This window comes from Streptomyces bottropensis ATCC 25435, assembly GCF_000383595.1.
Classification (GTDB): Bacteria; Actinomycetota; Actinomycetes; order Streptomycetales; family Streptomycetaceae; genus Streptomyces; species Streptomyces bottropensis.
The window spans coordinates 7,332,689-7,357,244 of sequence record NZ_KB911581.1; the positions used below are offsets into that span (position 1 = coordinate 7,332,689).

General features: G+C 72.1%; 24 protein-coding genes. 5 read left to right on the plus strand and 19 right to left on the minus strand.

The features are described from left to right. Positions 1–54: 54 nt before the first annotated feature. A complete protein-coding gene (locus STRBO_RS0132510; protein WP_020115424.1) occupies positions 55–765 on the minus strand; it encodes a bleomycin resistance protein in 711 nt (236 codons plus the stop codon). Positions 766–854: 89 nt separating this feature from the next. Beyond that, the gene (gene era / locus STRBO_RS0132515; protein ID WP_005479218.1) at positions 855–1,817 is read right to left on the minus strand and encodes a GTPase Era; all 963 of its coding nucleotides are present in this window, start codon (positions 1,815–1,817) and stop codon (positions 855–857) included. A 154-nt stretch (positions 1,818–1,971) separates the two neighbouring features. Between era and STRBO_RS0132520 the strand changes: the two genes are divergently transcribed. Next, positions 1,972–3,345, plus strand: a complete 1,374-nt coding sequence (locus tag STRBO_RS0132520; RefSeq protein ID WP_005479221.1) for an ammonium transporter — start codon at positions 1,972–1,974, stop codon at positions 3,343–3,345. Continuing rightward, positions 3,342–3,680: a P-II family nitrogen regulator gene (locus STRBO_RS0132525; RefSeq protein WP_005479223.1), complete on the plus strand. Its 339-nt coding sequence runs from the start codon at positions 3,342–3,344 to the stop codon at positions 3,678–3,680. The genes STRBO_RS0132520 and STRBO_RS0132525 overlap by 4 nt, the downstream gene beginning before the upstream one ends. A gap of 81 nt (positions 3,681–3,761) precedes the next feature. On the opposite strand, the gene STRBO_RS0132530 is transcribed toward STRBO_RS0132525, so the two are convergent. From STRBO_RS0132530 to STRBO_RS0132560, 7 genes are all read right to left on the minus strand, one after another. Next, a complete protein-coding gene (locus STRBO_RS0132530) occupies positions 3,762–4,238 on the minus strand; it encodes a hypothetical protein (RefSeq protein ID WP_005479225.1) in 477 nt (158 codons plus the stop codon). Positions 4,239–4,641: 403 nt separating this feature from the next. Next, on the minus strand, positions 4,642–4,995 hold the full coding sequence (locus STRBO_RS0132535) for a hypothetical protein (RefSeq protein WP_005479227.1): 354 nt from the start codon (positions 4,993–4,995) through the stop codon (positions 4,642–4,644). Between the two features lie 49 nt (positions 4,996–5,044). Then, complete coding sequence (locus STRBO_RS0132540) at positions 5,045–5,404, minus strand: MmcQ/YjbR family DNA-binding protein (RefSeq protein WP_005479229.1); 360 nt, start codon at positions 5,402–5,404, stop codon at positions 5,045–5,047. After that, positions 5,401–6,708: a hemolysin family protein gene (locus STRBO_RS0132545; RefSeq protein WP_005479231.1), complete on the minus strand. Its 1,308-nt coding sequence runs from the start codon at positions 6,706–6,708 to the stop codon at positions 5,401–5,403. Before STRBO_RS0132545 ends, STRBO_RS0132540 begins: the two co-directional genes overlap by 4 nt. Continuing rightward, a complete protein-coding gene (gene ybeY, locus STRBO_RS0132550) occupies positions 6,705–7,202 on the minus strand; it encodes an rRNA maturation RNase YbeY (RefSeq protein WP_005479232.1) in 498 nt (165 codons plus the stop codon). The genes STRBO_RS0132545 and ybeY overlap by 4 nt, the downstream gene beginning before the upstream one ends. A 14-nt stretch (positions 7,203–7,216) precedes the next feature. Continuing rightward, positions 7,217–8,290 (minus strand): PhoH family protein, encoded by a 1,074-nt coding sequence (locus STRBO_RS0132555; protein WP_028796967.1) that lies wholly within the window; start codon positions 8,288–8,290, stop codon positions 7,217–7,219. A 125-nt stretch (positions 8,291–8,415) separates the two neighbouring features. Continuing rightward, positions 8,416–9,207: an IclR family transcriptional regulator gene (locus STRBO_RS0132560; RefSeq protein ID WP_005479235.1), complete on the minus strand. Its 792-nt coding sequence runs from the start codon at positions 9,205–9,207 to the stop codon at positions 8,416–8,418. 111 nt (positions 9,208–9,318) lie between these two features. Between STRBO_RS0132560 and STRBO_RS0132565 the strand changes: the two genes are divergently transcribed. From STRBO_RS0132565 to STRBO_RS0132575, 3 genes are all read left to right on the plus strand, one after another. Beyond that, positions 9,319–10,362 (plus strand): 5-dehydro-4-deoxyglucarate dehydratase, encoded by a 1,044-nt coding sequence (locus STRBO_RS0132565; RefSeq protein ID WP_020115425.1) that lies wholly within the window; start codon positions 9,319–9,321, stop codon positions 10,360–10,362. Then, a complete protein-coding gene (locus tag STRBO_RS0132570) occupies positions 10,359–11,654 on the plus strand; it encodes a glucarate dehydratase family protein (RefSeq protein ID WP_005479239.1) in 1,296 nt (431 codons plus the stop codon). The genes STRBO_RS0132565 and STRBO_RS0132570 overlap by 4 nt, the downstream gene beginning before the upstream one ends. Before the next feature lie 405 nt (positions 11,655–12,059). Further along, positions 12,060–13,169 (plus strand): carbohydrate kinase family protein, encoded by a 1,110-nt coding sequence (locus STRBO_RS0132575; protein ID WP_005479241.1) that lies wholly within the window; start codon positions 12,060–12,062, stop codon positions 13,167–13,169. 11 nt (positions 13,170–13,180) lie between these two features. On the opposite strand, the gene STRBO_RS0132580 is transcribed toward STRBO_RS0132575, so the two are convergent. The 10 genes from STRBO_RS0132580 to hrcA all read right to left on the minus strand — a co-directional run bounded on the left by STRBO_RS0132580 (position 13,181) and on the right by hrcA (position 24,339). Then, on the minus strand, positions 13,181–14,173 hold the full coding sequence (locus tag STRBO_RS0132580; RefSeq protein ID WP_005479242.1) for an adenosine deaminase: 993 nt from the start codon (positions 14,171–14,173) through the stop codon (positions 13,181–13,183). 20 nt (positions 14,174–14,193) lie between these two features. Continuing rightward, positions 14,194–15,102, minus strand: coding sequence for a ribonuclease Z (locus STRBO_RS0132585; protein ID WP_005479248.1), 909 nt, complete (start codon positions 15,100–15,102; stop codon positions 14,194–14,196). A 6-nt stretch (positions 15,103–15,108) separates the two neighbouring features. Beyond that, positions 15,109–15,462 carry a histidine triad nucleotide-binding protein gene (locus tag STRBO_RS0132590; RefSeq protein ID WP_005479250.1) on the minus strand — a complete coding sequence of 118 codons (354 nt, stop codon included), beginning with the start codon at positions 15,460–15,462 and terminating at the stop codon, positions 15,109–15,111. A gap of 289 nt (positions 15,463–15,751) precedes the next feature. Beyond that, positions 15,752–18,979 carry a S41 family peptidase gene (locus tag STRBO_RS0132595; RefSeq protein WP_005479253.1) on the minus strand — a complete coding sequence of 1,076 codons (3,228 nt, stop codon included), beginning with the start codon at positions 18,977–18,979 and terminating at the stop codon, positions 15,752–15,754. 85 nt (positions 18,980–19,064) lie between these two features. Next, a complete protein-coding gene (locus STRBO_RS0132600; RefSeq protein WP_005479254.1) occupies positions 19,065–19,529 on the minus strand; it encodes a hypothetical protein in 465 nt (154 codons plus the stop codon). 181 nt (positions 19,530–19,710) lie between these two features. Then, positions 19,711–20,103 (minus strand): VOC family protein, encoded by a 393-nt coding sequence (locus STRBO_RS0132605; protein WP_005479256.1) that lies wholly within the window; start codon positions 20,101–20,103, stop codon positions 19,711–19,713. Between the two features lie 43 nt (positions 20,104–20,146). Next, on the minus strand, positions 20,147–20,887 hold the full coding sequence (locus STRBO_RS0132610; RefSeq protein WP_005479258.1) for a 16S rRNA (uracil(1498)-N(3))-methyltransferase: 741 nt from the start codon (positions 20,885–20,887) through the stop codon (positions 20,147–20,149). Then, positions 20,884–21,993: a nitronate monooxygenase gene (locus tag STRBO_RS0132615; protein ID WP_020115427.1), complete on the minus strand. Its 1,110-nt coding sequence runs from the start codon at positions 21,991–21,993 to the stop codon at positions 20,884–20,886. Before STRBO_RS0132615 ends, STRBO_RS0132610 begins: the two co-directional genes overlap by 4 nt. Positions 21,994–22,188: 195 nt before the next feature. Continuing rightward, positions 22,189–23,322, minus strand: a complete 1,134-nt coding sequence (dnaJ, locus tag STRBO_RS0132620; protein WP_005479261.1) for a molecular chaperone DnaJ — start codon at positions 23,320–23,322, stop codon at positions 22,189–22,191. After that, complete coding sequence (gene hrcA / locus STRBO_RS0132625; protein WP_028796968.1) at positions 23,323–24,339, minus strand: heat-inducible transcriptional repressor HrcA; 1,017 nt, start codon at positions 24,337–24,339, stop codon at positions 23,323–23,325. Positions 24,340–24,556: the final 217 nt, after the last annotated feature.

Here is a 24,556-nt window from a genome sequence, read left to right on the forward strand (position 1 = left end):
GACCGCGCACGAGAGGAACGCCGCCGCCCCGGAGAACCTGGGCGGCGGCTCCTTTCACACCGGCTCCCGGCCCCGCAGGTCCGCCAGCCGCAGCAGCGCGTCATGGGCCGTCTCCCGCTGCGCGGGGGTGAGGGGCACCGCCTCGGCCCGGGCGAGCGCGGCGGTCGCCGTCTCCTCGTCGCCGAGCCGGACGGCGACGTCGGCCCGCAGCACGAGCAGCCGCAGCAGCAGGGGCTCCGCGGGCTTCTGAGCCGTCGCCAGAACCCGGTCGACCACCTTCGCCGCGCCCGCCGGATCGTCCTTCGAGTCGGCCAGCAGGGACGCGTGGTGCAGGGCCCGCGCGAAGGTCTCCTTGGGGGCGGGCCGGTGGCTCTGGTCCGTGCTCGTGGGCTGTCCGACGCGTACGCAGTTGCCGCCCGGGTCGGTCAGCAGGAACTGCCGCACGCCGTACGACATGTCCTTCAGCGGTCCGAGCCGTGGCAGTCCCCGTGTCGGTATCCGTCCGTAGGTCTCCTTGAGTCCGGATCTGAAGGCCGTGTAGAGGCCGTCGACGTCGTCCGTGATCACGTAGCACGTGCTGAAGGACCGGGTGGGATCGAACGCCTTCAGTCCGAAGAACTGGAGTTCGATGCCACCTCGCTCGACCACCGCGTACGGGTTGGGGCTGCGCTGTCGAAAGGTCACCTCGAAGCCGAGGGCCTCGTAGAAGTCCAGCACGGGCTGGAGTGTCCGGCAGGGAAGGATCGGGATCGTCTTCTCGCCCATCACTCCACTCTAGTCAAACTTGAACAGTGGTGTAAACGAGAAGGGGCGCCGGTGCGGGTCGTGGCGCCCCTCGCTCGTCCGGTTCGCTGTCAGAACCCCAGCTTGCGCAGCTGACGTGGGTCCCGCTGCCAGTCCTTGGCCACCTTCACATGGAGGTCCAGGAAGACCGGGGTGCCGAGCAGCGCCTCGATCTGCTTGCGGGACTTGATGCCGACCTCCTTCAGGCGCTTGCCCTTGGGGCCGATGACGATGCCCTTCTGGCTGGGACGCTCGATGTAGACGAAGGCGTGGATGTCCAGGAGGGGGCGGTCGGCGGGACGGTCCTCGCGGGGCAGCATCTCCTCGACGACGACGGCGATGGAGTGCGGCAGCTCGTCGCGGACGCCCTCCAGGGCAGCCTCGCGGATCAGCTCGGCGATCATGACCTGCTCGGGCTCGTCGGTGAGGTCGCCCTCGGGGTAGAGGGCGGGGCCCTCCGGGAGGAGGGGGACGAGCAGGTCGGCCAGCAGATCCACCTGCTTGTCGGCGACCGCCGAGACGGGCACGATCTCGGCCCACTCGAAGCCCAGCTCCTTGCCGAGCTGGTCGATGGCGATCAACTGCTCGGCGAGCTGCTTGCTCTCGACGAGGTCGGTCTTCGTGACGATCGCGATCTTCGGCGTCTTCCTGATGGACGCCAGCTCCTTCGCGATGAAGCGGTCACCGGGGCCGAGCTTCTCGTTCGCGGGCAGACAGAAGCCGATCACGTCGACCTCGGCCCACGTCGCGCGGACCACGTCGTTGAGGCGCTCGCCCAGCAGCGTGCGCGGCTTGTGGAGACCGGGGGTGTCGACCAGGATCAGCTGGGCGTCCGGCCGGTGCACGATGCCCCGTACGGTGTGCCGTGTGGTCTGCGGCTGGTCCGCCGTGATCGCCACCTTCTGGCCGACCAGAGCGTTCGTGAGGGTGGACTTGCCCGCGTTGGGGCGGCCCACGAAGCAGGCGAAGCCGGCGCGGTGGGCGGCCTCGGCCGGCTGCTCGGATGACTGGGTACGGACGCTCATGGCGCCCATTCTCCCTGATCCACGGAGTCCCGCCGCACCCGGCACCGACGGTGAGCTTTCCGAAACCCCCACGCAACGAAACGTCACCGAAACACACCTGTACGCTTCCGGAAACGCACGCCGATCACCCTCTGACGAGCCCCCGCCCCGCCAGAGAAAGGCCGTGCCGACCGTGACCCTCGCCGCGCCACTCGCCGCGCCGATCGCCGCGTCCCTCGCCTCACCGGCCGTCGACACCGGCGACACCGCCTGGCTGCTCGCCGCCACCGCCCTCGTCCTGCTGATGACCCCCGGCCTGGCCCTCTTCTACGGCGGCATGGTCAGGACGAAGAGCGTCCTCAACATGCTGATGATGAGCTTCGTGTCGATCGCGCTGGTCACCGTCGTATGGCTGGCCGCCGGGTATTCGCTCGCCTTCGGGGACGACGCCTTCGGAGGTCTCATCGGCGGTCTCGACCACCTCGGCATGGCCGACCTCGGCCCCGCCGACGTCCACGGCACCGTCCCGACCCTCCTCTTCGCCACCTTCCAGCTCACCTTCGCGGTCATCACGGCCGCGCTGATCAGCGGCGCGATCGCGGACCGGGCGAAGTTCGGGGCCTGGCTGGTCTTCGTGCCGGTGTGGACGCTGCTCGTATACGTTCCGGTCGCCCACTGGGTGTGGGGGCCGGGCGGCTGGATCCTCGACGGCCTCGGTGCCCTCGACTTCGCGGGCGGCCTGCCGGTCGAGGTCACCTCCGGCGCCTCCGGCCTGGCGCTGTGCCTGGTCCTCGGACCGCGGCTCGGGTTCAAGAAGGACGCGATGCGACCGCACAACCTGCCGATGGTCATGCTGGGCGCGGGCCTGCTCTGGTTCGGCTGGTTCGGCTTCAACGCCGGCTCCGCGCTCGGCGCCAACGGGCTGGCCGCCGCCACGTTCCTCAACACCCTCGCCGCCGGCTGCACCGGCCTGCTCGGCTGGCTCTTCGTGGAGCAGAAGCGCGACGGGCACCCGACGACGCTGGGCGCGGCCTCCGGCGCGGTCGCCGGTCTCGTCGCCATCACCCCGTCCTGCGGCTCGGTCTCCCTGCTCGGCGCACTCGTCATCGGCCTGGCCGCGGGCGTCGTCTGCTCCTACGCGGTGGGCTGGAAGTTCCGGCTGAACTACGACGACTCCCTCGACGTCGTCGGGGTCCACCTGGTCGGCGGGGTCGTCGGCACGGTCCTGATCGGCGTCTTCGCCGTGGAGTCGATGACCGGCGGACCCGAGGGCCTGCTCCACGGCGGCGGACTCGCCCAGCTCGGCAGGCAGTCGGTGGCCGTGGCCGCCGTCGGAACGTACGCCTTCCTCGTCACGTACGGCATCGGGAAGCTGATCGACAAGGTGCTGGGCCTCCGCGCGGAGGAGGAGCACGAGCACACCGGCCTCGACCTTACGGTGCACGCCGAGACGGCATACGATCACGGCGTCCTGGGCCATGGCGCCCCGGTCGGCGCGTCCGTCTCGTCCTCGTCATCGACGTCCTCCCCGTCCTCCACCCAGAAGGCCAAGGCATGAAGCTCATCACCGCGATCGTCAAGCCGTACCGCCTCGACGCGGTCAAGACCGCCCTGCAGGAGATGGGCGTGCACGGTCTGACCGTCAGCGAGGCCAGCGGCTACGGGCGGCAGCGCGGTCACACCGAGGTGTACCGGGGCGCCGAGTACCAGGTGGACCTCGTCCCCAAGGTCCGGATCGAGGTCGTCGTCGGGGACGCCGACTCGGACGCCGTGATCGACGCGATCGTGAAGGCCGCCCATACCGGGAAGATCGGCGACGGCAAGGTGTGGGCACTGCCGGTGGAGACGGTCGTCCGGGTGCGGACGGGCGAGCGGGGTCCCGACGCGCTCTGAGCCGGCGGAACAGCGGGTGAGGGGTGGCGCCGCCGGTGGGCGGCACCACCCCTCACCCGTGGCCCGGGTGCGTGCGGCGGATCAGTCGAAGACGAACGGCCCCGGCGACTGGGCCGCGCCTGCGGTGCAGGTCACCGGGAAACCGAAGATCACCATCTGCAGCGAGCCGCCGAAGGCCTCCAGCGAGTCTCCGGGAGCGACGGTGCCGGTCAGGGGCCCGACCTCCACGCCGTCCCCGGCGGCCAGCGCCGGGTTCTCGGTACCGGTGAAGGCGACGGTGCCGCCGCTCGCGTTCACGAAAGTGAGTGTGGACTGGATGGAGTCCTCGGCGAGGGCGATCGGCGCGGTGATCTCCTCGGAGGTGACGGTGACGGTCGCGGAGGTGCCGTCCTGTGTGGCCGTGAGCGTGGCCACTCCGGAACCGCCGATCGTGCAACTGGCGTTGATCGTCGCGACGTCAGGGGTGACGGCCACGGCGGTGGGGGCGAGCGCGAGGCCGGTGACGGCCAGCGTGCCCGCCACGAGCGCCGAGGCGGCTCCGAGTCGTATGCGTCTCATCGAGCGAATTCCCTTCCCTGGTACGGGACGGCGCACGGGGGCATGGGGGAGCCCCGTACGTCCCGGTACGGGCGTTGCCATGTGGGGGAGGTGCAATGCGCGGCCGCGCGGCGGAATATGACGGTCCGCCAGGAGAACGGCTCCATTGAGACGCGGGCGGCCCAAGATTGCAAGAGACGGTCCGCGGGTGATGCCAGGGCTGTCGAAAGTGGCCGAACCCGTTCGCCGACGGCACCGGCCGACTCGCCCGCCGGGCCGCGAGGGTGGGCCGATCTGTCCCGCCCCGCACGGTTTCGCCGGTGGCCGGGCCCGGATGTCCACTCGCCCGCGCATGAGTTTTCCCGCAGCTCGGCGGGCCGTTACCGGCCGTAACACGCTAGGGCGGGCGACTCCGGGCCCGCGCTCAGCCCGCCGTCAGCGTCGTGCGCACCGATCCGTCCGGTCCGGCCAGGAGCACCGGGGTCTTCGGGCCGCCGAGGTCCCGTACGGCGGCCCGGTCCTCGTCGGAGACGGTCTCGGCGGCGGTCACCACGGCCGCCGCCTCCAGGGACGTGGCGCCGGAGGCCACCGCCATGGCGACGGCCGTGCGCAGCGCGCTCAGCCGCAGGGAGTCGAGGGCCACGGTCCCGGCCACATAGGTACGGCCCGTCTCGTCCCGGACGGCCGCCCCCTCGGGCACGGCGTTGCGGGCCCGCGCGGAACGGGCCAGGGTCACGATCTTGCGGTCCTCGGGGTCGAGCGCGCTGCTGTCGGTCATGAGCCGAGCATACGGAGACCGGGCCCGCCCACCACGCCACGGGGTGTGTTCAGGGCCGGTCGAGACGGAGCCGCTGCGCCCGGGGCAGGCCCGCCACCACCAGGTCGTACGAGTCCTCGATCAGTTCCCTGGCGAGGTGATCGGGGAGGTCGCCGTCGAGGGTCACGGTGTTCCAGTGGCGTTTGTTCATGTGGTAGCCGGGGGCGATGAGGCCGGGGTGTTCGGTGCGGAGCCGGACCGCGTCCTCGGGGTCGCACTTGAGGTTGACCTTGAGGGGACGCTGGTCCGTCCAGCTGAGGGCGAACATCTTGCCGAGCACCTTGAAGACGGAGATCTCCGGACGGAAGGGGAAGTCCTCGACGACCTCATCGAAGGAGAGGCAGAAGGAACGCAACTCCTGTGGGGTCACTCGGACTTCTTCTCCCCCTCCGGCGCCTCGGCGGGACCGATCGGCTCCACCAGCACCGTGACGATCTTGTTCCGGCGGCCGGCCGCGGCCTCCGCGGTGAGGCGCAGGTCGCGCTCGTCCGGCAGGGCGACGACCGAGGAGGCACCGGCGATGGGGACACGGCCCAGGGCCTTGGCGAGGAGGCCGCCCACGGTCTCCACGTCCTCGTCGTCGTAGGCCTCCAGGCCGTACAGCTCCCCGAGGTCGGTGATGTCCAGGCGGGCGGTGACGCGGTAGCGGTCCTCGCCGAGGTCCTCGACGGGCGGGAGTTCGCGGTCGTACTCGTCGGTGATCTCGCCGACGATCTCCTCCAGGATGTCCTCGATGGTGACGATCCCGGCGGTGCCGCCGTACTCGTCGATGACGACGGCGACGTGGTTGCGCTCCTGCTGCATCTCGCGGAGCAGGTCGCCGGCGTTCTTCGTGTCGGGGACGAAGACGGCGGGGCGCATGGCCGTGGACACCAGCTCGCTCTCGGCGTCCCGGCTGATGTGCGTCTTGCGGGCCAGGTCCTTCAGGTACACGATCCCGACGATGTCGTCCTCGTTCTCGCCGGTGACCGGTATGCGCGAGAAACCCGAGCGCAGGGCGAGGGTGAGGGCCTGCCGGATGGTCTTGTAGCGCTCGATGGCGACCAGGTCGGTGCGCGGGACCATCACCTCGCGGACGAGGGTGTCGCCCAGCTCGAAGACCGAGTGCACCATGCGGCGCTCCTCCGCCTCGATCAGCGACTCCTTCTCGGCCAGGTCGACCAGCGCGCGCAGTTCGGCCTCGGAGGCGAACGGGCCGCGCCGGAAGCCCTTGCCGGGCGTCAGCGCGTTGCCGATGAGGATGAGGAGCGAGGGGATGGGCCCCAGGACCCGGGCCAGCGGCAGCAGCACGTACGCCGCCGCCGTGGCCGTGTTCATGGGGTGCTGGCGGCCGATGGTGCGGGGCGAGACCCCGACGGCCACATAGCTGACGAGGACCATCACGGCGATGGCGACGGCCAGGGACTGCCAGGTCCGGTCGAACGCCTGCAGACAGGCGTAGGTGACCAGCGCGGCGGCGGCCATCTCGCAGGCCACCCGCACCAGCAGCGCGAGGTTCAGATAGCGGGTCGGGTCGGCCGAGATCTGGGCGAGCTTCGCGCTGCCGCGCCGCCCGGACCGTACGGCCTCCTCGGCACGGAAGCTGGAGACGCGCGCGAGGCCCGCCTCCGCGCAGGCGGCGAGCCAGGCGACGACCACCAGAGCGACGGCACCCGCGATGAGAGTCGCGCTCATGACACGGTCGGCGCCGGGGAGGGGCCGGTGAAGCCCTTCTCCGCGCGCCAGCCGTCCACGATGGCGGCCTGCAGACCGAACATCTCGGCCTTCTCGCCCTGCTCCTCGTGGTCGTAGCCCAGCAGGTGCAGCACCCCGTGGACGGTGAGGAGCTGGAGCTCCTCGTCCATGGAGTGCTGCGTGTCCGCTTCCCTGCCCTGTTTCTCGGCGACCTCGGGGCACAGCACGATGTCACCGAGGAGGCCCTGCGGCGGCTCGTCGTCGTCCTTCGACGGCGGACGCAGCTCGTCCATCGGGAAGGACATGACATCGGTCGGACCGGGGAGGTCCATCCACTGGATGTGCAGCTGCTCCATGGCGTTCTCGTCCACCACGATCACCGACAGCTCGGAGAGGGGGTGGATGCGCATCCGTGTCAGCGCGTAGCGGGCGATGTCGAGGATCGCCTGCTCGTCGACCTCGGTTCCGGACTCGTTGTTGACGTCGATCGACATGGTGCGGTGTCTGTCTACTTCCCCTTGGGCCCGGACCGCCTGCCCCGGCCGCCCTGGTGGCCGCCGTTCTCGGTGCCGTGCTCGCTGTCGTACTTCTCGTACGCGTCGACGATACGGCCGACGAGCTTGTGCCGTACGACATCCTGCGACGACAACCGGGAGAAGTGCACGTCGTCCAGGCCCTCCAGGATGTCCTGGACCTGACGCAGACCGGACTTCGTGCCGTTCGGCAGGTCGACCTGGGTCACGTCACCGGTGATGACGATCTTCGAGTCGAAGCCGAGGCGGGTGAGGAACATCTTCATCTGCTCGGGCGAGGTGTTCTGGGCCTCGTCGAGGATGATGAAGGCGTCGTTCAGCGTTCTTCCCCGCATGTAGGCGAGCGGCGCGACCTCGATCGTCCCGGCCGCCATCAGCCTCGGGATCGAGTCCGGGTCCAGCATGTCGTGCAGCGCGTCGTAGAGCGGGCGCAGGTAGGGGTCGATCTTCTCGTAGAGCGTGCCCGGCAGGAAGCCCAGGCGCTCGCCGGCCTCGACAGCCGGGCGGGTCAGGATGATGCGGTTGACCTGCTTGGACTGCAGGGCCTGAACGGCCTTGGCCATGGCCAGGTAGGTCTTGCCGGTGCCGGCGGGGCCGATGCCGAAGACGATGGTGTGCTTGTCGATGGCGTCGACGTACCGCTTCTGGTTGAGCGTCTTGGGGCGGATCGTGCGGCCACGCGAGGACAGGATGTTCTGCGTCAGCACCTCGGCCGGGGTCTCCTGGCCGTCGCTGTTCCCGTTCTCGCTCGCTCTCAGCATGGCGATCGATCGTTCCACTGCGTCCTCCGTCATCGGCTGTCCGGTGCGGAGCACCAGCATCATCTCGTCGAACATGCGCTGGACGAGAGCGACTTCGGGGGCGTCGCCGACCGCGCTGATCTCATTGCCCCGGACATGGATGTCGACCGCCGGGAAGGCCTTCTCGATCACGCGCAGGAGGGAGTCGCCGGAACCCAGCACGGTCACCATGGGGTGCGCCGCGGGGACGGTGAACTGTGCTCTCGCCTTGCCCTGCGCGGGGGGGTGAGCTGTGGGTGTCTGAGTCATGAGCCGGCTCTGGGGCCGCGGTTCCTCCTTGACGCGGTGGGGCTGGTGTCGCCCCTTCCAGGGTACGACGCGGCGGTGACAGTGCTGTAGGGCTTTTCCGGGGCCGCTCGGGGCCGGCCCGGCCGTCAGCGCCAGACCGGTGCCCCCGCCCCTCCCGGGGTGGTCGCCTCGATCTTCGCGCGGATCTCCCGCATGACGTCCACGATCCGCCGCTCGTGCTCCGGGGTCAGGCGGGCGAGGGGGACCGAGCAGCTGACGGCGTCCTCGGCCGGGGTGTCGGTGCGCAGGGCGAAACCGAAGCCGACGATCCCGGTGACGCCCTCCTCGCGGTCGACGGCGTAGCCGCGGGCGCGGACACCGGCGAGGTCGGCGGCGAGGGCGTCGCGGGTGGTGCGGGTGTTCGGGGTGAGCGCCTCGTAGGGGCCCTCGGGGAGGTCGCTGTCGGGGCGTTCGGCGAGGAGGGCCTTGCCGAGGGCGCCGGCGTGGGCGGGCAGGCGGCGGCCCACGCGGCTGATCGTGCGCAGGTACTCGTGGGACTCGCGGGTGGCCAGGTAGGCGACGTCCGTGCCGTCGAGACGGGCGAGGTGGATGGTCTCCCCCAGCGCCTCGGACGCCTCGTCGAGATAGGGCCGTACGGCGCGTACGCGCGGGTCGGAGTCCAGGTAGCTGGTGCCGGTGAGCAGGGCGCGGATACCGATGCCGTAGAGGGAGCCGGTGGTGTCGGTGCGGACCCAGCCCCGGCCGATCAGGGTCCGCAGCAGGGCGTACATCGAGCTGCGCGGGACCCCCAGTTCGTCCGCCAGTTCCTGGAGGCGGGCGGGGCGGTCGCCGCGCGCGGCGAGCAGTTCCAGCACCTCGACCGTACGGGCCGCCGATTTCACCTCACGGACGCCCCCGGCGCCGTCTGTCTCCGCCATGGGCCGATCGTATGCGGGGCCGCGCCGCACGCCGGTGGCGCCTCTTGACGCTCCTCGTTCACTTACCTAATCTCCATCTTCATACATAGACGACGTCTCCATAGGAAGATGATGCGCGTGAGCCTCGACACGGACTCGGCGGCCGAACCGGGGAACGGCCCGGTCACGGACCGCTTCACGGACACGGTCCGGCGGCTGCGGCACGGCATGACGCAGGGCGTCCTGTCGTTCCCGCTCACCAGCTTCCGCACCGACCTCTCCCTCGACCTCGACGGCTTCCGCGCGCACCTCGACGCGCAGGTCGCCACCGGCCCCGGCGCCGTCTTCCCCGCCTGCGGCACCGGTGAGTTCTTCTCGCTCGACGAGGACGAGTACCGGCAGGTCGTGACCGCCGCCGTGGAGGTCACGGCCGGCCGGGTGCCCGTCGTCGCGGGCATCGGCTACGGCTGGGCGCAGGCCGTACGGTTCGCGCGGATCGCCGAGGAGGCGGGCGCCGACGCCCTGCTCGTGCTGCCGCACTACCTGGTCGCCGCCCCGCAGGAGGGCCTGGTCCGGCAGCTGGAGGAGATCGCCGCCCGCACCCATCTGCCGCTCGTCGCCTACCAGCGCGGCCAGGTCGCCTTCACCGCCGATGCGCTGCGGCGGATCGCCCGGATCCCGCACGTCGTCGGCCTCAAGGACGGCCACAGCGACCTCGACCGGCTCCAGCGCCTCACCCTCGCCGCACCCGAGGACTTCCTCTTCTTCAACGGCGCCTCCACCGCCGAGATCCAGGCCCGCGCGTACGCCGCCGTCGGCGTCCCCGCCTACTCCTCCGCCGTGCACGCCTTCGCGCCCGAGATCGCCGGTGCCTTCTTCGACGCGCTGCGCCGCGGCGACGACACGGCGGTGGACCGGCTGCTCCGCGGGTTCTACGTCCCGCTCGTCGAGCTGCGCGACCGTCGGCCCGGGTACGCGGTCTCGCTGGTCAAGGCGGCGGCCCGGCTGCGCGGCCGTCCCGTCGGCCCCGTACGCGCCCCCCTCACCGACCCCTCGCCCGCCGACCTCGCGGACCTGGAGAAGCTGCTGGCGGAGGGCCTCGACCTCGTCGGCGGCCACGTCGGCGGCCCCACGCGCGGCGCGTCCGCCGTCCCGACCGTAGGAGCCGCCCTGTGACCCGCGACCTGACCATCACCGAGGTCCGGCTGACCCCGATCCTGGTCGCCGACCCGCCGCTGCTGAACACGCAGGGCGTGCACCAGCCGTACACCCCCCGGCTCATCGTGGAGGTCGTCACCGCCGACGGGATCACGGGGGTCGGTGAGACGTACGGCGACACCAAGTACCTGGAACTGGCCCGGCCGTTCGCCGAGAAGCTGGTCGGCCGGCCGGTCGGCGATCTGAACGGGCTGTCCGCCCTCGCCGACGAAGTGGCGGTCGACGGCTCACGGGTCTCCGGGCAGGTCGACGTGGGCGGGCTGCGCGGTGTCCAGACCGCCGACAAGCTGCGGCTGTCGGTCGTGTCGGGGTTCGAGGTCGCCTGCCTCGACGCGCTCGGCAAGGCACTGGGGCTGCCCGTGCACGCGCTGCTCGGCGGGAAGGTGCGCGACCGCGTGGAGTACAGCGCGTACCTCTTCTACAAGTGGGCGGAACATCCCGAGGGCGTCCCCTGCGAGAAGGACGACTGGGGAGCGGCCGTGGACCCGGCCGGGATCGTGGAGCAGGCCCGGAAGTTCAAGGAGCGGTACGGGTTCACGTCGTTCAAGCTCAAGGGGGGTGTCTTCCCGCCGGACGAGGAGATCGCGGCGGTCCGCGCGCTGGCCGAGGCGTTCCCCGGGCACCCGCTGCGGCTGGACCCCAACGGGGCCTGGTCCGTGGCGACTTCCCTCAGGGTCGCGGACGCGCTGTCGGACCTCCTCGAATACCTGGAGGACCCGGCGCTCGGGACGCCCGCGATGGCCGAGGTGGCCGCGGGGACGTCCGTGCCGCTCGCCACCAACATGTGTGTGACGACCGTCGCCGAGATCGAGGAGGCGTTCACCAAGGGGGCCGTCCAGGTCGTCCTCTCCGACCACCACTACTGGGGCGGGCTGCGCAGCACGCGTGAACTCGCCGCTATCTGCCGGGCGTTCGGTGTCGCGGTGTCCATGCACTCCAACACGCATCTGGGGATCAGCCTGGCCGCGATGACGCATGTGGCGTCCACGGTCCCCGACCTCCACCACGCCTGCGACTCCCACTACCCCTGGCAGTCCGAGGACGTCCTCACCTCCCGGCTCAGGTTCGAGAACGGGGCGGTCCGGGTCTCGGACGCGCCCGGACTGGGCGTCGAACTCGACCGCGACCAGCTGGACCGCCTGCACCGCCGCTGGCTGAACGACGACGGAGCCCTCAGGGACCGCGACGACGCGGCGGCGATGCGGGTCGCCGAACCGGGGTGGGTGACACCGCGGGTGCCTCGCTGGTAACGGTGGTGGGTCGTTCGTCGACCGCGGCCCGGTGGGGCTTCTCGCGCAGTTCCCCGCGCCCCTGAAAGCACCAGGCCCTGCGGGCCTGAAAGGCGCCGGGGTGCGGGCCTGAAAGGCGCCGGGGTGCGGGCCTGAAAGCGCCGGGGTGCGGGCCTGAAAGCGCCGGGCGCAGCCCGTGCCTTTCAGGGGCGCGGGGAACTGCGCGAACAACCCCCACGACCCGCGGCCGCCAGAATCCGGAAGGGACCGATCCGAAAGGCGCACAGCGAGGTCACAGGGGCGGCAGCCCCGTTGGAACGCCCCCCACCCGCGCCACACACCCCAGGGCCCACCCCGCGCCCCCCGCCCCCCGGCGGAGCACTTGGTGCAGACTTACTGGATCCGCACCACGCCAGGGAGCACACCGTGACCGCGTTCAAGGGAGAGCGACCACACCGGCAACAGGTGGACCCGCTGGGGTCCCTGAGAGCACCGGACGACCCGCCCTGGGACGTCTACCTGACCGGCACCGTCTTCCTCGACATCATCTTCACCGGCCTCGACTCCGCCCCGGTGCGCGGCACGGAGTCCTGGGCGCGCGGCATGGGATCGAGCCCCGGCGGCGTGGCCAACATGGCGACGGCCCTGGCCCGGCTGGGCCTGAAGACCTCCCTCGCGGCGGCCTTCGGCGACGACCACTACGGCGAGTACTGCTGGGACGCCCTGGAGCAGGGCGAGGGCATCGACCTCTCCGCCTCCCGCACGGTCCTCGGCTGGCACTCCCCGGTCACGGTCTCGATGGCCTACGAGGGCGAACGCACCATGGTCTCCCACGGCCACGCGACACCCCCGGAGCAGTCCGAGCCGGAGTACCCGCCGCACGCCCGCGCCGCCGTCGCCTCCCTCACACCCGGCGTGCGCGCCCCCTGGATCGTGCGCGCCGCGAGCAAGGGCACCCGGATCTTCGCGGACGTCGGCTGGGACGAGACCGGCGCCTGGGACCTGTCGGCCCTGCCCGATCTCGCCCACTGCGAGGCGTTCCTGCCCAACGCCGCCGAGGCGATGCGCTACACCGGCGCCGACTGCCCCCGGGCCGCCGCCCGCGCCCTCACCGACCACGTCCCGGTGGCCGTGGTGACCCTCGGCGCGGAGGGCGCGTACGCCGTGGACGGCCGGACCGGCGAGACGGCGGAGGTGCCGGCCATCGCCGTGCAGGCCCTGGACCCCACGGGCGCGGGTGACGTGTTCGTCGCCGGCTTCGTCACCGGCACCCTCGCCGACTGGCCCCTCGCGGACCGGCTGGCCTTCGCGGGTCTGACCGCCGCGCTGTCGGTCCAGGAGTTCGGCGGTTCGCTGTCCGCCCCCGGCTGGTCGGAGCTGGCCGCGTGGTGGCACCGGGTGCGGTCCCTGGAGGACCAGGACCCCGCGGCACTGCGCCGGTACGCCTTCCTGGCGGATCTCCTGCCCAAGGACCACGTCAGCCCCTGGCCGCTGCGCCGCGCCGTCCCCACGATCGGCTTCCGCCGGTCGGCCTGACGCCTCGCCCCTCACCCGAACTCGTAGGCGTCCACCTCGGCGAGATACCGGGCCCGCCGCTCCTCGTCGTGCTCCAGGAAGGAGGCGGTGAAGGAGTTGCGGGCCAGTTCGCGCAGCCGCTCCTCGCCGAGACCCAGCGTGCGCCCCACGGCGTCGAAGTTGTCGCCGGCGTAGCCGCCGAAGTAGGCCGGGTCGTCGGAGTTGACCGTGCAGAGCAGGCCCGCGTCGAGCATGGCGGGCAGCGGGTGGTCGGCGAGCGTGTCGACGGTCCGCAGCCGGACGTTCGACAACGGGCACAGCGTCAGCGGGATCCGGTCCCGTACCAGCCGCTCGACGAGGGCCGGGTCCTCCATGCACCGCAGCCCGTGGTCGACGCGTTCGACACCGAGGACGTCCAGGGCCTCGGTGATGTACTCCGGCGGCCCCTCCTCCCCCGCGTGCGCGACCCGCCGCAGCCCCAGCGCGGCGGCCGCCTCGTAGACCGCGCGGAACTTGGCCGGCGGATGCCCGACCTCGGCGGAGTCCAGCCCGATCCCGACGATCCGGTCGAGATACGGCTCGGCGGCCTCCAGGGTGTCCAGGGCCGACGCGGCGGACTCGTCGCGCAGGAAGCACATGATCAGCTGGGTGGTGATCCCGTGCGTCTCCTCGCTCCTGCCCAGCGCCCGCCACAGCCCCTCGACGACCGTCCCCATCCCGACACCGCGCGCGAGGTGGGCCTGCGGATCGAAGAAGATCTCCGCGTGGCGTACGCCCTGGGCGGCGGCGCGGGCCAGATAGGCGTCGGCGAGGTCGGCGAAGTCCCGCTCGGTGCGCAGGACGGCCATCAGCTCGTAGTACAGGTTCAGGAAGGACTGCAGATCCTCGAACTCGTACGCCTTGCGGAGCGCGTCCGTGTCCGCGTACGGCAGCGCCACCCCGTTCCGGGCGGCCAGCGCGAACGCCAGCTCCGGCTCCAGGGTGCCTTCGATGTGCAGGTGCAGTTCAGCTTTGGGGAGGGACATCAAAGCATCGTACGGCCGCTCTACCGCCGTTTCGGAAGTGCCACCCGCATGAGGTCGTGCGCCACGGTCAGCTCGCCCTCGAACCCGGCGGCCCGCGCCTGCCGTTCGAACTCGGCGGGCTCGGAGTACCGCTGGCTGAAGTGCGTGAGCACGAGATGCCGTACGCCGCAGTCACGGGCCACCGAGGCGGCCTGACCGGCCGTCAGATGACCGTGGTCGACGGCGAGTCGGACGTCCTCGTCGAGGAACGTGGACTCGATGACGAGCATGTCGGCCGCGTCGGCGAGGGCGTAGACCCCGTCGCACAGCCGGGTGTCCATGACGAACGCGAACCGCTGGCCGCGCCGCGGCTCGCTCACGTCGTCCAGCGTGACGTCACCGACCGCGCCCTCCCGCTGGATCCGTCCGATGTCCGGCCCCTTGATGCCGCGCTCGGCGAGCCGCTCGGGCAGCATCCGGCGCCCGTCCGGCTCCACGAGCCGGTAGCCGTACGACTCGACGGGGTGCGAGAGCCTGCGCGCGTCCAGGGTGTACGACGGTGTGGCGGCGAGTGTCCCGCCCTCGCCGTCGACCGGCGCCTCGATCAGCCGGACCGTCTCCCGGTAGGCGGTGGCGTAGCGCAGGCGGTCGAAGAACCGCTGCCCGGAGCGCGGGTAGTGGGCGGTGACGTCGTGCGGGACGCGGTCGAGGTTGATCCGCTGGACGACACCGGCCAGCCCCAGCGAGTGGTCGCCGTGGAAGTGGGTGACGCATATGCGGTTCAGGTCGTGTGCGGCGACGCCGGCGCGCAGCATCTGCCGCTGGGTGCCCTCGCCGGGGTCGAACAGCAGCCCCTCCGCGTCCCAGCGCAGCAGATAGCCGTTGTGGTTGCGGTGCCGGGTCGGGACCTGGCTGGCCGTGCCGAGGACGACCAGTTCACGTACGGACACGGCGCTCTACCCGGGGGGCCACTGCAGGCCGCGGCCGCCGACGACGTGGGCGTGCGCGTGGAACACGGTCTGGCCGGCGCCGGTGCCGGTGTTGAAGACGATGCGGTAGCTCTCCAGCTTGTCCTCGTCGGCGACGGCCTTCGTCTCGCGCAGGACGTCGGCGGCGAGGTCCGGGGCGGCGGTGGCGAGGGTCGCGGCGTCGGCGTAGTGCGCCTTCGGGATGACCAGGACGTGGGTCGGTGCCTGTGGGTTGATGTCCCTGAACGCGACCGTCGTGTCGGTCTCCCGCACGATCGTCGCCGGTACGCGTCCCGCCACGATCCTGCAGAACAGACAGTCGTCCTGCGGCTCCCCAGCCATGTGTTGCCTCCCAGCACCGGTGATCGCCTACCGGGGCATGCTATCGCCAGGGTGCGTCGTCGGGTGCGGGTCCGTGGAGGCTTCTCGCGCAGTTCCCCGCGCCCCCAAAAGATCAGGTCCCCCGCGGCCCTGAAAGGTGTTCGGCGGCGGGCCCGAAAAGCAGGCGGCGCAGCCCCTGCCTTTCAGGGGCGCGGGGAACGCGCGATCAGCCCCCACGCACTCGCACCCGCACCCGCACCCGCACCCGCACCCCACATCGAACCCACACCCCGGCAACGAACCCGCGCGGCTACGACTCCGGCAGCGCGGGTGCCGTCCTCGCCGGCGTCGACTCCAATCCCTCCAGCGCGATCCGGATCGCCTCGTCGAGCTGGGGGTCGCGCCCGGCCGCGTGGTCCTGGGGCGCCTGCACGACCTCCACGTCCGGGTCGACCCCGTGGTTCTCGACCCCCCACCCGTACCCCTCCAACCAGAAGGCGTACTTCGGCTGGGTCACGAGCGTCCCGTCCACCAGCCGGTACCGGCTGTCGATCCCGACGACACCACCCCACGTCCGCGTCCCCACGACCGGCCCGATCCCGAGCGCCTTGATCGCCGCGTTGACGATGTCCCCGTCGGACCCGGAGAACTCGTTGGCGACGGCGACGACGGGCCCGCGGGGCGCGTCGTCGGGGTAGCTGGTCGCGCGCATCCCGCGCGGCAGGTCCCAGCCGACGATCCGCCGGGCCAGTTTCTCCACCACGAGCTGGGAGGTGTGCCCGCCCCGGTTCTCCCGGACGTCCACGACGAGTCCCTCCCGGGCGACCTCCACCCGCAGATCGCGGTGGAGCTGCGCCCAGCCGGAGCCGACCATGTCGGGCACGTGCAGATATCCGAGCCGGCCGCCGGACCTCTCGTGGACATAGGCCCGCCGGTCCGCCACCCAGGCGTGGTACCGCAGCGGCTCCTCGTCGGAGATGGGCACCACCACGGGGTGGCGCAGATCCCCGCCGCCGGACGGCAGGACGGTCAGCTCGACCGCCTTGCCCGCCGTGCCGACGAGCAGCGGTCCGGGCCCGGCCACCGGGTCGACCGGCTGCCCGCCCACGGCGACGATCGCGTCCCCGGCCCGCACGGCCACACCCGGCGCGGCGAGCGGCGAGTGCGCGTCGGGGTCGGAGGTCTCGGAGGGCAGCACCCGGTCGATGCGCCACAGGGCCGATCCCTGCGGGCCGTCCTCGTGCCGGGAGACGTCCGCCCCGAGCAGCCCCTGCCGCCGGTCGCCGGATCCGCCCCGGCCGCGCGGGGTGACGTAGGCGTGGGAGGTGCCCAGCTCGCCCTGCACCTCCCACAGCAGGTCCACGAGGTCGTCGTGGGTGGCCACGCGCTCCAGGACCGGGCGGTACCGGTCCAGGACGGCGTCCCAGTCCACCCCGCCGAGGTCCGGGCGCCAGAAGTTGTCCCGCATCAGACGGCCGGTCTCGTCGAACATCTGGCGCCACTCGGCGGCCGGGTCGACGGTCCGCCGTACGCGCGAGAGGTCGACGGTGATGTTGCTGTCGCTCTCGTCGTCGTTCGAGGCGCGCCGGTCGCTGGGGACGACCTTGAGCTTGCCGTCGGTCCACAGCAGGACCCGCTTGCCGTCGCCGCTGACGGCGACGTGGTCGGCGTCGGAGGCGAGGTACTCCAGGCGCCGCTGGGCGAGGTCGTAGCGCTCCAGGGACGTCTTGGGGTCGGGATCGTCGGGGGTGGCCCGGGAGTGGCCGAGGACGCCGGTGACGGGGTGGCGCAGCCACAGGACGCCGTCCTTGGCGGCGCGGAGGGTCGAGTAGCGGCCGGCCTCGACCGGGAAGGGGACGATCCGGTCGGCGAGACCGTCGAGGTCGATCCGGGTCGCCGGGGCGCCCTCGCTGTCCGGGGTCTCGTCCTTGTCGGGCGCCTCGAAGGGGCGGCCGTGCCGCTGCGGCCCGAAGGGCGACGGGGTGGTCGCGGCGAGCGTGATGAGGTGCGGCCGGGCCCCGCTGACGAAGTGGAGGTCGAAGACGTGTTCGTCGTAGACGGGGTCGAAGGCGCGGGCGGAGAGGAAGGCGAGGTGCTTGCCGTCGAGGGTGAACGTCGGTGAGAAGTCCTGGAAGCGCAGCGGGGTCGCCTCGGTGACGGACAGGTCGGCGGTGTTGGCGAGCTTGAGCTGACGCAGCGGGCGCGGGCCGGGGTGCGACCAGGCGAGCCAGGCGGAGTCGGGCGAGAAGACCAGCCCGGAGACCTCGCCGTCCTCGCTCCGGTCGACCTCCCGCACCTCACCCGACTCCCGTTCGACGAGCAGGACCCGGCCGTCGTGCGCGGCGACGGCGACCCGGCTGCCGTCGGGCGCGACCGCGAGCCCGAGGACCCGGCCCAGCTGCCCCGCGGCGAGCCGGCGTGGGGTGGCGCCCGGGGCGAGACCGGTCGCCGGGGCGAACTCCAGCCCGTCGTCGCCCTCCGCGTCCGTCACCCAGACCACCCACTCCTCGCCCTCCACCCGGAAGGTGCGCGGCAGCCGGGCCCGTACGCCGTCCTCGGCGACGAGCGCGCGGGCGGGGCCGGAGCGGTGGGTGACCCAGTGGATCGAGCCGCGTACGGAGACGGCGCTGCCCCGGGCCGTGTGGTCGGGCGAGGCGGAGCCGAGCCAGCGGGAGGCGTTCACCGGGAACGGCTGGAGGTCGACGCGCTGTCCGCCGAGCCGGATGTCGAGCCCGCGCGGCTCGGCCCCGTCCAGGTCGTCCAGGAGCCACAGTTCACCGGCGGACGCGTACACGACCCGGGTGCCGTCGGTGGCCGCGTGCCGGGCGTAGAAGCCGTCGAGCGGGGTGTGGCGGCGCAGGTCCGAGCCGTCCGCGAGGGAGGAGTACAGCGCCCCGACGCCCTCGTGGTCGGAGAGGAAGGCGATCCGGTCACCCACCCACAGCGGGTACTCGATGTTTCCGTCCAAGTCGGCGTGCAGCCGCGCGAATTCCCCGGCGCCCTCGCCTTCCTCGGTCGCGCGGTCGATCCACAGCTTGCCCGCCGTGCCGCCCCGGTACCGCTTCCACCAGGCGGCCTCGCGGCCCATCGGCGCGGACAGCAGCACGGTCGCGGGGCCGTGGGCGACATCACCGACCGGCCCGTACGGGAGAGTGGTGGCCGGGCCGCCGTCGAGCGGGACGGCGCGGGCCCAGCTGCGCCGGAGGCTGGCCTGTCCGTGGGTGCTGAGCGCGAGGACCCGGCCCTCGGGCGTCCAGCCGCGTACCTGGGTGCGCCAACTGCCCCAGTACGTCAGGCGCTTGGCCGAACCGCCGTCGACGGGCGCGACATGCACCTCGGGCGCGCCGTCCCGCGTGGAGGTCCACGCGACGGTGGTGCCGTCCGGGGAGATCCGGGGATGGTTCACGGGCACGTTGTCCGCGCTGACCCGCCAGGCACGGCCGCCGTCCAGAGGCGCGACCCACACGTCGTCCTCGGCGGTGAAGGCGACCAGGTCGCCGTGCAGGTGCGGATACCGGAAATACGCGAGCTGAGTCACCCGGTCACTGTAAGCAGCGTTCGGACTGATTGGGAGGGGTTTGGATCATGTCCCTCGCGAGGGACCAGGTCCCTCGCGCGGGGCCTCACTTGCCCTCGGGCACACACGCCGGGTCCTTCTGGCACCAGATGGTCTGGGTGACGGTGACCGTCACGGTCGGTCCCGGCCGGTCGGGATCCCGCGGCCCGTTGCTCGGGGCGGGGGCGTCGCAGTTGCCGAGCCCCTCGACGTGGAACCACTCCTTGCCGCCGACCTTCGCGGTCAGGTCCCCGCGTACGCACCTGCCGTTGACCTCCTTCGTCACCTTCCCGGTGAGGCTGATGTCCCGGCCTTCCCCGTCCTCGCCCGTGCAGTCGACGTTCGCGACGGTGGCGACGGACGCGGACGGCGACCCGGACTTCTTTCCCGCGTCGCCGTCGTACGAGGCCGTGCAGGTGAGCCACCGGACGTCGAGGCCCTCCCGCTCCAGCTCCTTGGTGGCCAGCTGGTCCGTCGTGAACGCGACCGCGCCGGTGTTGAGCCCGCCGCCCTCGCAGGCCACCAGGCTCATGACAGCGCCGAGTCCGAGCCCGGCTCCCAGCAGGAGCCGGCGCCCGCCGGTCCGGTGCGACCTGACACGCCTCCATACCCGCATGCACGGCAGCCTGCCACCGCCCGCCGCGTCACGGAAGACCGCGTGCGGTCATGCCGCCGGGAAGGGTGAACCGGGGTTGGGCGGGCGCGCGGGCGCCTCAGCCGCGCATCAGCAGCCATTCCTGCAGCTCCACCAAGTTCCCCTCGGGGTCCTTGAGATGGGCCACGCGCATCCGGTCGGTCATGAGTGCGGGCCCGTGCAGGAGCTGTGCACCGCGTTCGGTGATCTGCTCGCAGTACGCGTCGAGGTCGTCGACCCGCAGGACGACCAGCGACCGGTGCCCGTTCGCCGCGTCGGCCAGCTCCCCGAGGACCTCCGCCATCATCGCCCGGTCCTGCAGGGCGATCCCCGCGGACCCGATCGCCGGACTGAACTTCTCGTACGGCCCCTCGGCCGCCCCGGACTGCGGCTTCAGCCCGAGGACATCGGCGTAGAAGCGATAGCACGCGGCGAAGTCGGAGACGAGCAGCCTTACTTGGGCGAGTTCCACGATGCTCCCAGGGGTTGTGGGGACGGGGCCCGGACCGGGGCGGTCAGGACCAGCGTCCGGTTCTGCCCAGCAGCAGCGCCCCGGCCGCCGTCCCGGCGGTCGACGTGCGCAGCACACTGGGCCCGAGTCGGTACGCCCCCGCGCCCGCCTCGCCGAAGAGCGCCAGCTCCTCCGGCGACACGCCCCCCTCGGGCCCCACGACGAGCACGATCTCCCCGGCCGTCGGCAGCTCGGCCGTGGCCAGTGTCTCGTCGCCGCTCTCGTGCAGGACGGCGGCGAAGTCGGCGTTCGCCAGCAGTGCCGCGACCTGCTTGCTCGTGGCCGCGTCCGCGACCTCGGGGAAGCGCGTCCGGCGGGACTGCTTGCCCGCCTCCCGCGCGGTGGCCCGCCACTTGGCGAGCGCCTTCAGCCCCCGCTCGCCCCGCCACTGGGTGATGCAGCGGGAGGCGGCCCAGGGCACGATCGCGTCGATGCCGACCTCGGTCATGGTCTCCACGGCCAGTTCGCCCCGGTCGCCCTTGGGCAGCGCCTGGACGACGGTGAGACGGGGCTGCGCGGGAAGCTCCTCGACCAGGCCCCCCGTGTCCATGACGACCAGCCGGTCCTTGCCCTCGGCGGCCTTCACCACGCCGTTCAGCCACCGGCCCCGCCCGTCGGTGAGGACGACGTCCTCACCGGGCTGCAGCCGCTTCACCGAGACGGCGTGCCGCCCTTCGGGGCCGTCGACCACGATCTCCGGTCCCAGGCCGTCGAACCCGTCCACCACGAACACCGGAGCGGTCATCGGCCCTCGCTCCCGCCTCGGGCCCCGCCCGTCCCGCCGACCCGCGCGGCGGCCTGCTCGGCCTGCGCGGCGGCGATCTCGGCGGCCAGCACCCCGACCAGTTCCCCGGCCGGCAGGTCCCGGGCCATCCGGTGCCCCTGCCCGGCCCACAGCGCCATGCCCTGGGCGTCGCCGGCCTTGGCGGCGGCCTTGCGCAGCGGCGAGGTGAGGTGGTGGACCTCCGGGTAGGCGACGGGCGCGTACGGGCCGTGCTCGCGCAGGAAGCGGTTGAGCAGGCCGCGGGCCGGGCGGCCGGAGAAGGCACGCGTCAGCTCGGTGCGGACGAAGAGGGGGTCGGTCAGGGCCAGCTTGTGCACGGTGTGCGCGCCGGACTCGGGGGTGGCGAGGAAGGCCGTGCCGAGCTGGGCCGCGCTCACGCCCGCCGTGAGGAGGGCGGCGATCTGACCACCGCGCATGATGCCGCCGGCCGCGACGATCGGCAGGGCCACGGCCTCGCGGACCTGTGCGACCAGGGCGAGCAGACCGATGCCGGCGCAGTCCCGCTCGGGGTCGTCCCGGTGCGTGCCCTGGTGGCCGCCGGCCTCGACGCCCTGCACGATCACGGCGTGGGCCCCGGACCGCTCCACGGCCTGGGCCTCCTCCGCCGAGGTCGCGGTGACGAGGGTGAGCGTGCCCTTGCGGGCGAGGGACTCCACGACCTGCGGGGTCGGACAGCCGAAGTGGAACGACACCACCGGGACGGGGTTGTCGAGCAGCACGGCCAGCTTGGCCTCGTAGCCGTCGTCGCGTCCGCTGTCCGGGTCGCCCAGCTCGGCGTCGTACCAGGTGGCCTCACCGGCCAGCTGCTCCGCGTAGACGTCGACGGCGGCCGGCTCGGCGTACTCCGGCTGTGGCATGAACAGGTTCACGCCGAAGGGGCGCGAGGTCAGGGCCCGGAGCGCCTTGACCTCCTGGTACATCCCGTCGGCCGTCTTGTACCCGGCGGCGAGGAACCCCAGCCCGCCCGCCTCGGACACGGCGGCGGCCAGCCGCGGCACGGACACGCCGCCCGCCATGGGGGCCTGCACGATCGGCAGCGGGACGAGATCGGTCAGCGCGGAGGACATGACGGCATGGTGCCACTGTCCTGTGGACATCGCCGAATCGGGGGCGGTCGTGTGTTCGGGTGCGGGCGGGTGGGGGCTGGTCGCGCGGTTCGCCGCGGGCCTGGTCCTCAGGGGGGCGGGGAACCTCGCGAGAAGCCCCACGCACCCGCACCCGACAACGCATCCGCATACGCACCCGCACCCGCACCCGCACGGCTAACGCCCGTTGAACGCGTCCTTCAGCCGGGAGAACAGCCCCTGCTGCCCGGGCTGGAACTGCCCCGTGGGCCGCTCCTCACCACGAAGCACCGCGAGCTGCCGCAGCAGCGCCTCCTGCTCGGGATCCAGCTTCGTCGGCGTCTGCACCTCGACGTGGACGATGAGATCGCCCCGGCCGCCGCCCCGCAGATGCGTGACACCCCGGCCGTGCAACGGGATCGACTGCCCGGACTGGGTCCCGGGCCGGATGTCGACCTCCTCCAGACCGTCCAGCGTCTCCAGCGGCACCTTCGTGCCGAGCGACGCCGCCGTCATCGGGATCGTCACCGTGCAGTGCAGATCGTCTCCGCGCCGCTGGAACGTCGAGTGCGGCAGCTCGTGGATCTCGACGTAGAGATCACCGGCGGGACCGCCGCCGGGCCCGACCTCGCCCTCACCGGCGAGCTGGATCCGCGTGCCGTTGTCCACACCGGCCGGGATCTTGACCGTGAGCGTCCGCCGCGACCGCACCCGTCCGTCGCCCGCGCACTCGGGGCACGGGTTGGGGACGATCGTGCCGAACCCCTGGCACTGCGGGCAGGGCCGGGAGGTCATGACCTGGCCGAGGAAGGACCGCGTGACCTGCGAGACCTCACCACGGCCCCGGCACATGTCACAGGTCTGGGCGGTCGTGCCCGGGGCCGCGCCCTCGCCGCTGCACGTCGTGCAGACGATGGCGGTGTCGACCTGGATGTCCTTCGTCGTGCCGAAGGCCGCCTCGTCGAGGTCGATCTCCAGCCGGATCATCGCGTCCTGTCCCCGGCGCGTGCGCGAGCGGGGACCCCGCTGCGACGCCGTACCGAAGAAGGCGTCCATGATGTCCGAGAAGTTCCCGAAGCCGCCGGCGCCGAAGCCGCCCGCGCCGCCGCCCGCCTGGGACAGGGGGTCGCCGCCGAGGTCGTAGACCTGCTTCTTCTGCGGGTCCGACAACACCTCGTAGGCGGCGTTGATCTCCTTGAACCGCTCCTGTGTCTTCGGATCGGGATTGACGTCCGGGTGCAGCTCGCGCGCGAGCCTCCGGAACGCCTTCTTGATCTCGTCCTGGGACGCATCGCGGCGCACGCCGAGCACGGCGTAAAAGTCCGTGGCCACTTAAGACTCCGCCAGGATCTGTCCGACGTACCGTGCCACCGCTCGTACCGCTCCCATCGTTCCCGGATAGTCCATGCGCGTAGGTCCGACCACGCCCAGTTTCGCTACTGCCTCGCCGCCCGAACCGTAGCCGACGGAGACGACGGACGTGGAGTTGAGTCCCTCATACGCGTTCTCATGACCGATGCGTACGGTCATGCCCGAATCCCCGGCCTCGCCAAGCAACTTGAGGAGGACGACCTGCTCCTCCAAGGCTTCCAGAACGGGCCGGATGGTGAGGGGGAAGTCATGTCCGAAGCGGGTGAGATTGGCGGTTCCGCCGATCATCAGCCGCTCCTCGCTCTCCTCGACGAGTGCCTCCAGCAGGGTGGAGAGCACCGTCGTGACCGTGCCCCGGTCCTCGACGTCGAACGCCTCGGGCAGGTCCTCGACCAGCCTCGGCACGTCGGTGAACCGGCGGCCCGCGACCTTGCTGTTGAGCCGGGCCCGCAGATCCGCGAGTGACGTTTCTCCGAACGGCGCCGGGCAGTCGACCAGCCGCTGTTCCACCCGTCCCGTGTCCGTGATCAGCACGAGCATCAGCCGGGCGGGGGCCAGCGACAGCAGCTCCACGTGCCGCACCGTCGACCGTGTGAGCGACGGATACTGCACGACGGCGACCTGCCGCGTGAGCTGCGCGAGCAGCCGTACGGTCCGCGCCACCACGTCGTCGAGGTCGACGGCGCCGTCCAGGAAGTTCTGGATGGCGCGCCGCTCGGGCGGGGTCATCGGTTTGACGCCGGCCAGCTTGTCGACGAAGAGCCGGTACCCCTTGTCGGTGGGGATGCGGCCCGCGCTGGTGTGGGGCTGGGCGATGAAGCCCTCGTCCTCCAGCGCCGCCATGTCGTTGCGGACGGTCGCCGGGGAGACGCCCAGGTTGTGCCGCTCCGTGAGCGCCTTGGAACCGACCGGCTCCTCGGTGCCCACGTAGTCCTGGACGATGGCGCGCAGCACCTGCAGCCTGCGTTCACTGAGCACCGCGCACACCTCCAGCTCGCTCTCCTGTGGCTTCCCCTTGGCACTCACCCCGGGCGAGTGCCAACACTCCCCGCCCAGTGTACGGCGGTGGGGTACGCCCCCGGCAAGGCCGGTCCAGCCATGTCGTGCCGACGTGTACCGACCTGTCCGACGATGTCGGGCGCCCGCCGGACCTCGTCCTACCGCCGGGTACGCGACGACCGGCCCCCTCCGGCGG

Excerpts from the sequence above, each read along its gene's own strand:
- STRBO_RS0132510 (WP_020115424.1), bottom strand. The coding sequence starts at position 765 with ATGGGCGAGAAGACGATCCCGATCCTTCCCTGCCGGACACTCCAGCCC.
- STRBO_RS0132580 (WP_005479242.1), bottom strand. The coding sequence starts at position 14,173 with ATGTCCCTCCCCAAAGCTGAACTGCACCTGCACATCGAAGGCACCCTG.
- STRBO_RS0132615 (WP_020115427.1), bottom strand. The coding sequence starts at position 21,993 with ATGTCCTCCGCGCTGACCGATCTCGTCCCGCTGCCGATCGTGCAGGCC.
- era (WP_005479218.1), bottom strand. The coding sequence starts at position 1,817 with ATGGGCGCCATGAGCGTCCGTACCCAGTCATCCGAGCAGCCGGCCGAG.
- ybeY (WP_005479232.1), bottom strand. The coding sequence starts at position 7,202 with ATGTCGATCGACGTCAACAACGAGTCCGGAACCGAGGTCGACGAGCAG.
- STRBO_RS0132530 (WP_005479225.1), bottom strand. The coding sequence starts at position 4,238 with ATGAGACGCATACGACTCGGAGCCGCCTCGGCGCTCGTGGCGGGCACG.
- STRBO_RS0132560 (WP_005479235.1), bottom strand. The coding sequence starts at position 9,207 with ATGGCGGAGACAGACGGCGCCGGGGGCGTCCGTGAGGTGAAATCGGCG.
- STRBO_RS0132590 (WP_005479250.1), bottom strand. The coding sequence starts at position 15,462 with ATGGCTGGGGAGCCGCAGGACGACTGTCTGTTCTGCAGGATCGTGGCG.
- STRBO_RS0132555 (WP_028796967.1), bottom strand. The coding sequence starts at position 8,290 with ATGACTCAGACACCCACAGCTCACCCCCCCGCGCAGGGCAAGGCGAGA.
- STRBO_RS0132535 (WP_005479227.1), bottom strand. The coding sequence starts at position 4,995 with ATGACCGACAGCAGCGCGCTCGACCCCGAGGACCGCAAGATCGTGACC.
- STRBO_RS0132525 (WP_005479223.1), top strand. The coding sequence starts at position 3,342 with ATGAAGCTCATCACCGCGATCGTCAAGCCGTACCGCCTCGACGCGGTC.
- STRBO_RS0132600 (WP_005479254.1), bottom strand. The coding sequence starts at position 19,529 with ATGAGCCTGGTGGCCTGCGAGGGCGGCGGGCTCAACACCGGCGCGGTC.
- STRBO_RS0132545 (WP_005479231.1), bottom strand. The coding sequence starts at position 6,708 with ATGAGCGCGACTCTCATCGCGGGTGCCGTCGCTCTGGTGGTCGTCGCC.
- STRBO_RS0132610 (WP_005479258.1), bottom strand. The coding sequence starts at position 20,887 with ATGACCGCTCCGGTGTTCGTGGTGGACGGGTTCGACGGCCTGGGACCG.
- STRBO_RS0132565 (WP_020115425.1), top strand. The coding sequence starts at position 9,319 with ATGCGCGTGAGCCTCGACACGGACTCGGCGGCCGAACCGGGGAACGGC.